Origin of the sequence: Flagellimonas beolgyonensis (genome assembly GCF_003992615.1) — a bacterium.
Lineage (GTDB): Bacteria > Bacteroidota > Bacteroidia > Flavobacteriales > Flavobacteriaceae > Flagellimonas > Flagellimonas beolgyonensis.
On record NZ_RZMY01000003.1, the window covers coordinates 316386 to 329367 of the forward strand.

The following is a 12982-nucleotide window of genomic DNA, read 5'->3' on the forward strand; positions in this document are numbered from 1 at the left end:
TTTAAAGCCATTAATTTTTTGTAATTTTAAGTATCAGATAAAAACCTATTGTATGAAAGATATAGCAAGACAAAGCATGAGCATAAAGGTAGAATCCATGGATATGCTCAATGCCCAGATAAAAATGGAAGCCCATGCATCTGCCTCCTATTTGGCCATGGCATCATGGTGTGAGCAAAATGGGTTTTTTACCAGTGCCAAGTTTTTCTTCAAGCAAGCTGAAGAAGAGCGGGAGCACATGATGAAGATCTTCAATTTTTTGGTGGATACCGGTGGAAGCCCCATGTCCCCTGAAATCACCAATATCAATCATGATTATGCCTCCATTGTGGATGTGTTCGAAAGCACCTTGGACCATGAGGTAAAAGTGACGAAATCCATCCACAACATTGTGAAAAAAGCGCGGGAACTGGGCGATATTGCCACCGAACGCTTCTTGGATTGGTTTGTGATGGAACAGGTGGAAGAAGAAAACACCATTCGGGACATTCTCGATATGATTTCCGTTACCGGCACTGAAGGAGTTGGTCTTCAAATGATCGACAACCAAGTGGCCAATTGGATGGAATAAAACATACCTCAACGCAAAAAAAGGGACCTAAAAAGGTCCCTTTTTTTATGCTTTTAAATTTTAAATCAATCCCTTCCTCCAAAAACTTGGAGTGCCCAATACAATAGGGAAGCCAATGCACCAACGGCTGCCACCAAATAGGTTCGGGCAGCCCATTTTAAGGCGTCTTCAGCCCCAGAGTACTCTTCTTGGCTCACCATGTTTTTTTGTTTCAACCACACCAAGGCCCTTTTACTGGCATCATATTCCACGGGCAGGGTCACAAAACTGAACAAGGTGGCAAATCCCATCATGACCAATCCGGCAACGGCAATGTAAAATCCTAGACCGCCGGCCACTCCCTGGGCAGCCATCAGGGCAATACCCCCAAACACGATCCAAGTGGACATGCCAGAGGTTACACTAACCACGGGCACCAATTTGGAACGCATGGTCAACCATTCATAGGCTTGGGCATGTTGCACGGCGTGACCACACTCATGGGCCGCTACCGCTGCAGCAGCTGCATTGCGTTGACTGTACACTGCTTCACTTAGGTTCACGGTTTTGTTTTTTGGATTGTAGTGGTCGGTCAGCATGCCCGGTGTTGAAATGACCTGAACATCACGAATACCATGATCATCCAACATTTTTTGGGCGATTTCGGCACCACTCATACCATTGCGCAAATGCACTTTGGAATATTTCTTGAACTTGCTCTTCAATTGGTTGCTCACCAGCCAGCTGACCAGTGCAATTCCTCCAATCAATATATAATATGTCATCATAGCTTTTCTGTTTTATGTAATGCTAAATATACCACATAAAAGCAAAAACCCCGCCAATATTTGACGGGGTCGATTTACTGACAAATTGTACGTTACGCCCAAACAGGCTCTTCCAAAAGGAAGGTTTCGGCAATTTCTTTGTAGACCACTTCACCTTCTACGATATTCAAACCTTTTTCCAAAGATCTATCGCGTTTGCAAGCGGTCTGCCAACCCAAATTGGCCAAGTTTAGCACATAGGGCAGTGTTACATTCGTCAAGGCAACAGTGGAAGTATAAGGCACTGCCCCTGGCATATTGGCTACACAGTAATGGACCACATCATCGATAATAAAAATGGGGTCCTCATGGGTTGTTGGTTTCGTTGTTTCCACACAGCCGCCTTGGTCCACGGCCACATCCACGATTACTGTACCGGGATGCATTTCCTTGAGCATGTCGCGTGTGATCAGGTTGGGGGCCTTTGCCCCTTTGAGCAAGACACCACCAATGATCAAATCGTGTGTTTTAATGTATTTTCGAATATTGTATTCATTGGAAAAAGCAGTGACCACATGACTTGGCATGATGTCGTTCACGTAACGGAGTCGTTTCATACTCACATCCATGATGGTTACGTGGGCACCCAAACCCGCTGCCATTTTAGCAGCTTGTATCCCCACGGTACCCGCTCCCAAGACCAACACACGGCCAGGAGATACCCCAGGCACACCACCCAGAAGCACTCCTTTTCCTTTCACTGGTTTTTCCAAAAACTTGGCCCCTTGCTGAATAGCCATTCTGCCGGCCACTTCGGACATGGGAATCAATAAGGGCAAGGAACCATCCTCATCCTCAACGGTTTCATAAGCAATACAAATGGCCTTGCTTTTAATCATGGCCCTGGTCAATGCCTCACTGGAAGCAAAATGAAAATAGGTGAATATGATCTGTCCTTTTTGGATCAAACTGTATTCTTCGGCGATAGGCTCCTTCACCTTCACGATCATATCGCTCATGGCGTACACCTGTCCGATGGTATCCAAAATCGTTGCACCAGCCTTTTGGTAATCCTGATTGAAAAAGCCACTGCCTTCACCCGCACCGGATTGCACATACACGGTGTGGTTGTTCTTTACCAATTCAAAAACCCCGGCTGGTGTCATCCCAACCCGGCTTTCGTTGTTCTTGATTTCTTTTGGTATCCCAACAATCATTTTGCTGTTTTTTATAGTTATGGCCCAAAGGTGAACAAAAAAATCAGATTAGAACAGAAAAAATCGACAAAATGTAGGGGTCAACAGCTGTAAAACATACTTTTTAACTTTTATACCCCTTTTTTAATAGGGGTTAATCTAATTTTTGTTTGTTTTATTGTTTTTACCCCTATCTTTTTTAGGGTATTAATTGATATAAATTAAAAAAGCATGCCATTTGGCATGCTCTTTAGGGGGTAATTGCGATATTTTTAACCTATATACAGGATTAATAAGAAAATGTATGCTATGTTAACCTGAACTTGCCTGTTTGCCGATAGAGGCAGGATTCAGGTTCTTATTACCTCGTTACTAGCAAGGATGGGATTCCGAAACTAGTGCTGAATGAGGGCAAAATAGATTTTGAAACTATTCAACGATATTGACAATCCTTCCTGGAACCACAATAATCCTTTTAGGACTGCGGCCTTGTAATTGATCTATTGTCTTTTCATGAGCCAATACCGCTGCCTCTATCTCACCTTTATCCATATCCAATGGGAATTCTAACTTGAACCGCACTTTACCATTAAAGGAAATGGGATACTCCTTACTGCTCTCCACCAAGTATTTCTCCTCAAATTTGGGGAAAGGGGCTTCGGCAATGGATTCTGTATGGCCCAAACGTTCCCATAGCTCTTCCGCAATGTGGGGCGCATAGGGCGACACCAAAATGGCTAGGGGCTCCAAAATGGCTTTGCTGGTACATTTTTGGGCCGTCAACTCATTCACACAGATCATAAAGGTGGACACGGAAGTGTTGAACGAGAAGTTCTCGATATCCTCTTCCACTTTTTTGATGGTTTTGTGCAACGTCTTTAAATTCTCTGCCGTGGGTTCCGCTTCGACTCCGCTCTGCGACCCATCTATGTATACAGAGTAAAGCTTCCAGAGTTTCTTAAGGAAGGAATATACACCGGTAATGCCCGCAGTGTTCCAAGGCTTGGATTGCTCCAAGGGTCCCAAGAACATTTCGTACAATCGAAGGGAATCTGCCCCATACTCCTCACAAATGGCATCGGGGTTGACGACATTGTATTTGGATTTGGACATTTTTTCGACTTCGCGTCCAACGATATATTTACCGTCTTCCAAAATGAACTCCGCATCTTGATATTCTGGTTGCCATTTTTTGAAGGCTTCCACATCCAATTCATCGGACGCATTGACCAAAGAAACATCGGCGTGAATTGGAATAACATTCTTACCCTCCTTCAATCCTTTGGAATAGACTTTATTGGAATCCAAATCTTTATAAATGAAAGCACTCGTTCCCGTAATCATCCCTTGGTTGATCAACTTTTGGGCATACTCGTCCTTGGGCACATAACCCCTATCAAACATAAACTTCTGCCAAAAACGGGAATACAACAAGTGGCCGGTGGCGTGTTCGCTACCCCCAATGTATAGATCAACATCCTGCCAATAGTCAATGGCTTCCTTAGAGAAAATGGCCTCGTCATTTCTGGGATCCATATACCTATTAAAGTATTGGGAACTTCCAGCCCAACCCGGCATGGTGTTCAATTCCAAAGGAAATACCGTTTTATGATCGATCAATTGATTATTGACCACTGTACATTGTTCAATGTTCCATGCCCAATTGGTGGCATTGCCCAAAGGCGGTTCCCCTGTTTCGGTGGGCAGGTATTTTTCCACTTCGGGGAGTTCCAACGGCAAATGTTCCAAATCGATCATCTGTGGCATACCATCCACATAATATACCGGAAAGGGTTCACCCCAATAGCGTTGGCGGCTAAATACGGCATCACGAAGGCGATAATTCACCTTGCCCACTCCATGCCCGATCTTTTCCAATTCGGCGATTACCTTTTTGGTAGCGTCTTTATAGGACAATCCGTTCAGAAAATCGGAATTGGCAATAATGGTGGTAGCCTTATCAGCAAAGGCCTCTTCGGAAATATCCACCCCTTCAAAAATATTGGGGATATCGATGTTGTAATGTTTGGCAAAATCGTAATCACGCTGGTCACCACAGGGAACGGCCATTACGGCTCCGGTTCCATAGCTGGCCAACACATAATCCCCGATCCAGATCGGAATGGGCTCCTTGGTAAACGGGTGCTCTGCATAGGCTCCGGTGAACACCCCTGAAACGGTTTTCACATCGGCCATACGATCACGTTCGGACCGTTTGGACGTTGCTTCCACATAGGCTTCCACCGCTGCTTTTTGTTCTGGCGTGGTGATTTTGGCCACCAAGTCATGCTCGGGTGCCAAGGTCATAAAACTGACCCCGAAAATAGTATCGGGACGGGTGGTGAAGACTTCTATTCTGTATTGGTGATTGAGCGGAGTCGAAATCACCTCCTTGTCGCTTCGACTACCCGCCTGTCCGGCAGGCAGGCGCTCAGCGTCCGAAGCATTCATTACATTAAAAGTAACAGAAGCCCCTTCAGAACGACCGATCCAATTGGTCTGCGAGTCCTTTAAGGGTTGTGGCCAATCAATTTTATCCAATCCGTCCAATAAGCGTTGGGCATAGGCGGTGATGCGCATGCTCCATTGGGTCATTTTTTTACGGATTACCGGATGGCCTCCACGTTCGGAGACACCGTTCACAATCTCATCATTGGCCAAAACGGTTCCCAAAGCCGGACACCAGTTTACTTCGATATCCGCCAAATACGTCAATCTGTATTTTAAAAGGATTTCCTGTTTTTCCTTTTCTGAAAAATGGTTCCATTCGCCTGCACTGAACTTCGGGGTATCATCATCACAAGCAGCCATGACATTCGCATTGCCTTCTTTTTCGAAAACGGAAATCAAAGTAGAGATATCCTCTGCCTTGTCCGATTTTTTATTGTACCACGAGTTGAACAACTGGATGAAGATCCACTGGGTCCATTTATAATATTGTGGGTTGGAGGTACGCACTTCGCGGCTCCAATCAAAAGAGAACCCCAATTGATCGAGCTGCTCGCGATACCTTTTGATATTGTTTTCCGTGGTAATGGCCGGGTGTTGCCCTGTTTGGATGGCATATTGTTCCGCAGGCAAACCAAACGAATCGTAGCCCATAGGGTGCAACACATTGAAACCCTTGTGCCTTTTATAGCGCGAATAAATGTCCGTGGCAATATACCCCAGCGGGTGCCCTACGTGCAATCCTGCTCCCGAAGGATAGGGGAACATGGACAATGCATAAAATTTGGGTTTGTCAGAATCGTTGACTGCCTTAAAGGTTTCATTTTCTGCCCAATACTTCTGCCACTTGGCTTCAATTTCACGGAAATTATAACTCATCATTCTACTTTATGGTATTTTGTCACATCGAGCCCTTCGACTACGCTCAGGGTAAACTCTAGTCGAGATGTCTCAAACACGACGGAAGAGATTTCTCGCCCTAATTATTAGGACTCGAAATGACAAGGAACTGAACTTCTTTTCGAGTTGCAAAAATAGGTTTAATCCCCTAAATACAATTTACTTTTCTATTTTTACGTACTGATTCCACGCTATGAGCCAATATATTGAACGATATCAGCGCAGAAAACTGATCTCCTCCTATTTTTCGGTCGCATTGAGCATTGCCCTGGTACTTTTTCTATTGGGCGTTCTTGGCCTTTTGGTACTCAACACCAAAAAATTGGGCGATCATTTTAAGGAGCAGATCACCATTTCGGTGTTTTTGAAGGACAATGCCAAACCCGTGGAGATCGAACAGCTGCAAAAAAGCCTGGCCCTGGCCGAATACACCAAATCCGCCGAATACATCTCCAAGGAAGATGCCGCAGAGCAATACAGCGAGGATATCGGTGAGAATTTTGTGGAGTTTTTGGGGTACAATCCACTACAAAATTCGATTGATGTACACCTGAAGGCCGATTATGTCTCTCCGGAACAGGTGGAGCGGATTGCTGGGGACCTTGCCACAAAAACCTATGTGGAAGAGGTAAGCTACGATAAGCCCCTGATCGAATTATTGAACGACAATGCCCGTAAAATAGGATTGTGGATCTTGGTGGCCAGTGGTTTTTTCACGTTCATCGCCGTACTGTTGATCAATAGTTCCATTCGATTGTCCATTTACTCCAAACGGTTCATTATCAAAACCATGCAGATGGTGGGTGCCACCAAAAAATTTATCCGTCGCCCCTTTATTTGGACGAACATCAAACTGGGCATGATCGGTGCATTGATCGCTCTTGTTGCTTTGGGGGTGGTGCTGTACTATATCAACAAAAACTTCCCCGAACTAAACCTGTTCAACGATTATATGGTCCTTATCTTTTTGTTTGTTGGGGTTTTTGGGTTGGGTGTGATCATTTCATGGGCCAGCACCCATTTTGCCACTCAACGTTTCCTAAATCTCAGGACAGATGATCTTTATTATTAACTTTGCGGCATGAGCAAGAAAAACAAGAACGATCAAAAGCCTTCCAAGGAATTCATTTTCCAGAAGAAAAATTACATTTTCCTATTTATTGGAATTGTTTTCATCGCCTTGGGGTTCATATTGATGAGCGGCGGGGGAAGTGATGACCCGAACGTCTTCAATCCCGATATTTACAACTTCAGACGCATCCGTTTGGCGCCGACCTTGGTGCTCATCGGACTGGGCATTCAGGTATATGCCATTTTGTTGAAACCTAACAAAAACAAGGAATAATTTGGAATTGATCGATGCCATCATCCTTGGAATCATCCAGGGATTGACCGAGTTTTTACCGGTCTCCTCCAGCGGACATTTGGAATTGGGAAAAGCCATTTTGGGAGCACAGGCCGTTCCCGAGGAAAGCTTGTTGTTCACTGTGATCCTGCATTTTGCCACTGCATTGAGTACCATTGTGGTGTTTCGGAAGGATATTCTGGAAATTTTTAAGGGCCTGTTCCAGTTTAAATGGAACGAGGAAACCCAATTCGCGTTAAAAATTGTCATTTCGATGATTCCTGCAGCCTTGATTGGACTTTTTTTGAATGATTTTATCGAAGTCTTTTTTGATGGCGCCATTGTGATTGTGGGCATCATGCTGATCATAACCGCTTTTTTACTGTATTTGGCTGATTTGGCCAAAACCACGGACAAAGGGGTTTCGTTTCGAAGTTCCTTTGTGATCGGTATGGCGCAGGCCGTTGCCATTTTACCGGGAATTTCCCGCAGTGGGGCAACCATTTCCGCTGCTGTCCTCTTGGGCGTGGACAAGACCAAGTCTGCACGTTTTTCATTTTTGATGGTGGTGCCGTTGATCCTGGGCAAAATTGCCAAAGATCTGATGGGTGGTGACATTAACTTTCATGGCGATCAGGCGGTGGCCATAGGCGCTGGTTTTATTGCAGCTTTTGTTGCCGGATTGGCCGCTTGTACATGGATGATCAAATTGGTACGCCAAAGTAAGTTGACCTATTTTGCGATTTACTGTTTGGTCGTAGGCCTGATTGCCCTAGCATGGAGCATTTGGGGATAGATCATTACCTTTGCCACAAACCCCGAAGCTTTTGAAGACCAAAGACGATTTTTTGGACGGTCAGATCATATTGATCGACAAACCCTTGGAATGGACTTCCTTCCAAGCGGTGAATGCCTTGAAATGGGCCATTCGGAAAAAGTTTAGCCTAAAGAAAATCAAAATTGGCCACGCTGGGACATTAGACCCATTGGCCACGGGCCTCTTGGTCATTTGTACCGGAAAATTCACCAAAAAAATACCGGAATTTCAAGGTCAGGTTAAGGAGTACACCGGCACCTTCTATTTAGGGGCCACCACGCCTTCCTATGATCTGGAAACCGAAGTAGACGAAACTTTTCCCACCGAACACCTCTCCGAAAAGGACATAGAGGCAGTGGTTTCCCGTTTTATGGGTAAAATTGAACAGGTACCTCCTGTTTTTTCTGCCCTGAAAAAAGATGGCCAGCGCTTGTATGAGCTTGCCCGAAAAGGTAAAGAGGTGGAGGTACAACCCCGTACCATTGAAATTTTGGAGTTTGAAATTACCCGGATCAACCTTCCTGAAGTGGATTTTAGAGTGGTCTGTAGCAAGGGCACCTACATTCGTTCCTTGGCCAATGATTTTGGAAAAGCATTGGGTTCCGGGGCCTATTTGTCGGCTCTGAGAAGAACCAAAATAGGGGATTTCAACGTAGATAATGCTACAACGCCCCAAGAATTCAAGGAAAGTTTGGCCTAAATCCCTTTCTTGGAGGGAGCGTTTTTTTGAAACTTGAAGTAAAATAATATTGCAAAAATGCGGTTATACTAAAACCATGAACCTTAGCAGAAGTCAGTTATCGTTGATCATAACATTCTTCTCCATGTCCATAGTGGTGCTGTTGCTGTACAACATTCACCTCGGGGGCGTGAAGGAGGACGAATATGTTATTGAAATGAGTTTGGCGGATGAGGATATTGAGAAATTGATAGAGGAGGAAGAACGCAAATTGGAGGAATTGGCCGCCAACAGTGACCCGATAAAAAGTCACATGGCTTTTAACGAAACAGCCAAACCGACCATCGGCAGTCCCGAACCGCTGAAAACCCTCGAAGAACTTTTAGAAGAACGGGCCTTGAACAGTGAAACCGGCGAAGCCGCGGATGATGCCGGATTTGCCGATCAGCTAAAGCAACTAAAAGCCCAAAGGGACGAGAAAAAGCAAAAATTGGGCGAACGCGACGCACAAAAAGAAGAGTTCACCAATTATTTGAAGGACAAACGCACCTCCATTTCCTTTTCTTTGATAGAGCGTAACGCCTATAGCCTTCCACCTCCTATTTATACCTGTATTGAAGGTGGTAAGGTGGTCATCAATATTAAAGTGGATGCCAACGGTTATGTGACCGAAGCTGATTTCAACGATAAAAGTTCGGGCACCAGCAATGGTTGTTTGGTGGACAATGCCATTACCTATGCCTTGAAGGCCCGTTTTAGTCCTAGTACCAAAAACGAACAGATCGGGACCATTACCTACCTATTCCAGCCCAAGTAGCTCCAGAAAATCGTTCAGGATATTTTCACCTTTATCTTTATTGTACCACACTTGTAGGTCTTGCTTAAAAGCATCGGTGAGTTTCCCATGTTCCTTTTTGAAGGTATCCACCATTAGCGTTGCCAAGCTCGGCCTAGGACCCCAATCACCCAATATTTCATCATTTTTTCGATCCACAACGATCACTTTGGGAATGGATTGGGCACCATTGGTCAAAAAAGCTTCCATAAGCTCTGGATGCTGATCGCGCAAAACCACTTTATGCTCAATTTTCGGACTGGCCTCGGCAATTTTATTGATTACGGGCAAACTTGCAGCAGCATCGCCACACCAACTTTCGGTGATGGTCAACAGTACTAGGTCAGTTTCCAGATTGGACAATTTTTCTTGCACCTCAGCGGAAAGGGTAAAGGTCTTGTCCCATCTTTTCATCCGCCTATCGTTGAGCTGTGTGTAGTTTATGCGTGCCTCGGATTGTTCCTCTCCTGTTGTCTTGCCTTCCGCAGCAAGCTTACCTACCATTTGTCGATAGTCGGGACAGGCCATGCCCACAGCAATACTTTCTTTTACGATTTGCAGTTTTTCCCGTTCCAATACTTCCATATGAAAAAATTTTGTCAAAAATACATTGGGCCAACCGCCCATTTGCTGATTTTTGTCATTGGTAGGTTATCAAAACCAAACCTTACATCCCCCACTTTTCCTATAATGCCTTTGGGTTGATGGCCAAGCTTTTAAAGAGTTCGGCCTTCGTGTAGTAATATTTGTTCTGCATTTCATTTCGCTTCAGATAGGCATCGATCAACTTGCTTTCCCTGGAATTGATCAAAAAGAGGGAACTTTCGCCAAAGCTGAATTTTCGTTCCTCTGCGGACAACATGGTGGTATAATCAGTCACAATATCGGCAATCAATCGGTTTTGTTGCACGTATGAATCCAACTCGTTATAGATGGCCGTTACCTTGTTCCTTATCTCAATCTGCGCATTGTCACGCTCAAATTCCGCATCGCGCAACTTAAACTTGGCCAATTTCAAATCACCCCTTTCCTTTCGAAGGAACAAGGGCAGTTGAAAGGACAGGCCTCCTTTGTAATTTTCTGTGATGAACGAATTGGCGAGTTCCGGGGTTTCCGTGATGAAATTGTACTCCACATCCAGCTTGGGCAACAATTTGTTCGCCTTCAACCGTTTATCTACCTGAAGTCCTTCAATCTTGTACTCCAAGGATAACAATTTGGGGTGGTTTTCCAGATTGAAACTGTCCAAGGGAACGCCTTCGATCTCTAAAGTGGTATCGATATCCACCTCCAGATCCAAATCGGGACGCACCTCTGGTTGCAACTCCACAGGAACATCTTCAATCCAAAGAAAATTCGACAGTTCCAACGATTTTTTCATCAGTTTTACCTTGGCCTGCTCCAATCCGAGTGCCCTGTTGCGAACAGCAATTTTAGCCTCCACGGTATCGATCATGGCAATATCGCCCGCCAAGGCACTTTGGCGTATCCCTTGAAATCGTATTTCGGCATTGTTCAAGAAGTCGCCATAGACCTCGGCATCCCGATAGGCCCTTAACCAATCAAAGTAGGCCAATGAGGCTTTGTACAGCACTTCGTTCACCAAAATATCCTGATCGGCCCTGGATTGCTCCCTAAAGAACTTGGCCTTGCGCACCGTGGCCATACGCTCATTCGCCCAAAAGCCCTGCAACAACGACATGGAAACACCAGCACTGTACAGACCATCGTCCGGTAGGGTTTCATCCGGATTGATATAGGTGCCCTCGCTCTGTTGGAAATTTCCTTTAAGCTCGATTCCGAACCAAGTAGGGATTTTGAAGGTGGTGTTCAAACGATCCCAATATTCGGTGCCTTTAAACTCTTTTCGGTCATAGTCCACCTCAACCTTGGGGTCGAATCCGCCTCTGGCCTTCATTAAATTGGCCTGCCCCATACCCAAGGTCAATTGGGCCTGTTTGGCTATGGGATGGTACTTTTTGACATACCCAAGATACTCCTTGAACCCAAGCACCAATGAATCTTGTTGCCCATAAAAAGGACCGTGCCACAGGAACAAGAGTGAGCCAATAAAAAATAGTCTTCTATTTTTTCTGAGCATCGGCTTTTGCATTTTCAGGTTGATAATAATTCGGCGGGAAGCCATTGAGCTGTCGCCACAATTCGAACCAAATGGGCACATCCTCCAAAAGCGCCAAGGTACTTGCGCCAGAACCCACTCGAATGTCTTTGGGCCAAGGTTCAGCTTCCTCGTCGGGAGCCAACAGTACCCGATATTTTCCATTGGAACTTATGAAGGTCTCGATGGCCACCACTTTTCCGCCAAAGGTTCCGTAGGATACGTTGGGCCATCCACTGAACACAATGGCTGGCCACCCATCGAACTGTATCCGTACCTTCTCATCGATATGGAGCAAAGGCAGGTCAATTGGGTCTACAAAGGTTTCCACGGCAATATCATAATCGGAGGGCATAATGCCCACCAACTCGGCACCTTCTTTAAAAGTTTCTCCAATCCCCGATTGTATTGCCTTGTTGATGTACCCACTTTGAGGGGCCTTTATGTACATGAGACTGTTCCGCATCTCATAATTGGTATATTCATTCTCCAATTTGGAGACTTGTGCCTCAGAATCGAATTGGTTGGATTGGGCCGTGAACAGTTCGCTCTGCGCCTTGGATATTTTATCGGTATACTCTGCTTGTACCCGATTGATTTCCACCTGGGCGTTGATTACATCATTTTTGCTGGCCAACAATTTGTTTTCCTGGCTGATGAGCTTCGCCTGGGTCTCCTGCAATTTCAACCGTTTTTCTTCCACATCGGTTACCGCTTTCAAACCTTCACCTTGCAGTTGAACCACCCGATCGTATTGCCGTTGGGCTATGGCGATGTTGGTCTTGGCAGCTTCAAAATCGATACTATCGCTCTGTACCTTCAATTTGGATTGCATCAATTTGTTCTTGGCCTGTTCCAACTTTAGTCCACGTTCCTGGGTCAAGGCGTTGATCTGCTGTTGTAACGCCTTCACCTTTTCTTGATATGAGGTAACAGCCATGGACTTGGCCCTGATTTGCTGTCCGGTTCGCTCTACCAAATTGGGGTCGAAGTATTCGCTTTTCACCTCGGAAATAAAGAGAATGGTATCTCCCTTTTCCACATAATCACCTTCCCGAACGTACCACTTTTCAATTCGGCCCGGTATCGGCGATTGAATGGTCTGCGGACGCTGATCCGGCGTTAAGGTGGTCAAATACCCCTTTCCGGATATAGTCTGCGTCCAAGGCAGAAAAAGAATGAAGACCAAGATGATCGAAAAGGCAGCCAAAAAGCGATTGAAATGCTTGTAATGCCGCTTGTGAAACACCTTTTGACCAGCTTTGTATCCGGTAAGATCTACTTCTTCGCTTAATTTACTATGTGATGATATATTTAGCATGTTTC

General features: G+C 45.2%; 12 protein-coding genes. 6 read left to right on the plus strand and 6 right to left on the minus strand.

What is annotated here, in order from left to right; genetic code table 11:
• Positions 1 to 52: 52 nt before the first annotated feature.
• Positions 53 to 571 carry a ferritin gene (locus EO131_RS02305; RefSeq protein ID WP_127018728.1) on the plus strand — a complete coding sequence of 173 codons (519 nt, stop codon included), beginning with the start codon at positions 53 to 55 and terminating at the stop codon, positions 569 to 571.
• Positions 572 to 636: 65 nt separating this feature from the next.
• On the opposite strand, the gene EO131_RS02310 is transcribed toward EO131_RS02305, so the two are convergent.
• The 3 genes from EO131_RS02310 to leuS all read right to left on the minus strand — a co-directional run bounded on the left by EO131_RS02310 (position 637) and on the right by leuS (position 5840).
• Positions 637 to 1338 carry a zinc metallopeptidase gene (locus tag EO131_RS02310; protein ID WP_127018729.1) on the minus strand — a complete coding sequence of 234 codons (702 nt, stop codon included), beginning with the start codon at positions 1336 to 1338 and terminating at the stop codon, positions 637 to 639.
• A 92-nt stretch (positions 1339 to 1430) separates the two neighbouring features.
• Positions 1431 to 2534, minus strand: coding sequence for an alanine dehydrogenase (gene ald / locus EO131_RS02315; protein ID WP_127018730.1), 1104 nt, complete (start codon positions 2532 to 2534; stop codon positions 1431 to 1433).
• A gap of 408 nt (positions 2535 to 2942) precedes the next feature.
• Positions 2943 to 5840: a leucine--tRNA ligase gene (leuS, locus tag EO131_RS02320; protein ID WP_127018986.1), complete on the minus strand. Its 2898-nt coding sequence runs from the start codon at positions 5838 to 5840 to the stop codon at positions 2943 to 2945.
• Positions 5841 to 6054: 214 nt separating this feature from the next.
• Here leuS and EO131_RS02325 point away from each other — a divergent pair, with 214 nt between their 5' ends.
• The 5 genes from EO131_RS02325 to EO131_RS02345 all read left to right on the plus strand — a co-directional run bounded on the left by EO131_RS02325 (position 6055) and on the right by EO131_RS02345 (position 9519).
• On the plus strand, positions 6055 to 6933 hold the full coding sequence (locus EO131_RS02325; RefSeq protein WP_127018731.1) for a cell division protein FtsX: 879 nt from the start codon (positions 6055 to 6057) through the stop codon (positions 6931 to 6933).
• A gap of 9 nt (positions 6934 to 6942) precedes the next feature.
• Positions 6943 to 7206, plus strand: a complete 264-nt coding sequence (locus EO131_RS02330; RefSeq protein ID WP_127018732.1) for a DUF3098 domain-containing protein — start codon at positions 6943 to 6945, stop codon at positions 7204 to 7206.
• Between the two features lies 1 nt (position 7207).
• Positions 7208 to 8002 carry an undecaprenyl-diphosphate phosphatase gene (locus EO131_RS02335; RefSeq protein WP_127018733.1) on the plus strand — a complete coding sequence of 265 codons (795 nt, stop codon included), beginning with the start codon at positions 7208 to 7210 and terminating at the stop codon, positions 8000 to 8002.
• 31 nt (positions 8003 to 8033) lie between these two features.
• Positions 8034 to 8723 carry a tRNA pseudouridine(55) synthase TruB gene (truB, locus tag EO131_RS02340; protein WP_127018734.1) on the plus strand — a complete coding sequence of 230 codons (690 nt, stop codon included), beginning with the start codon at positions 8034 to 8036 and terminating at the stop codon, positions 8721 to 8723.
• Between the two features lie 76 nt (positions 8724 to 8799).
• Positions 8800 to 9519, plus strand: a complete 720-nt coding sequence (locus EO131_RS02345) for an energy transducer TonB family protein (protein ID WP_127018735.1) — start codon at positions 8800 to 8802, stop codon at positions 9517 to 9519.
• Here the strand turns inward: EO131_RS02345 and EO131_RS02350 are convergent.
• The 3 genes from EO131_RS02350 to EO131_RS02360 all read right to left on the minus strand — a co-directional run bounded on the left by EO131_RS02350 (position 9502) and on the right by EO131_RS02360 (position 12977).
• Entirely contained in the window at positions 9502 to 10122 is a 621-nt protein-coding gene (locus EO131_RS02350; protein ID WP_127018736.1) for a thioredoxin family protein, read from the minus strand. The genes EO131_RS02345 and EO131_RS02350 overlap by 18 nt on opposite strands.
• Before the next feature lie 100 nt (positions 10123 to 10222).
• Complete coding sequence (locus EO131_RS02355; protein WP_127018737.1) at positions 10223 to 11638, minus strand: TolC family protein; 1416 nt, start codon at positions 11636 to 11638, stop codon at positions 10223 to 10225.
• The gene (locus EO131_RS02360) at positions 11622 to 12977 is read right to left on the minus strand and encodes an HlyD family secretion protein (RefSeq protein WP_127018738.1); all 1356 of its coding nucleotides are present in this window, start codon (positions 12975 to 12977) and stop codon (positions 11622 to 11624) included. Before EO131_RS02360 ends, EO131_RS02355 begins: the two co-directional genes overlap by 17 nt.
• Between the last annotated feature and the right edge of the window lie 5 nt (positions 12978 to 12982).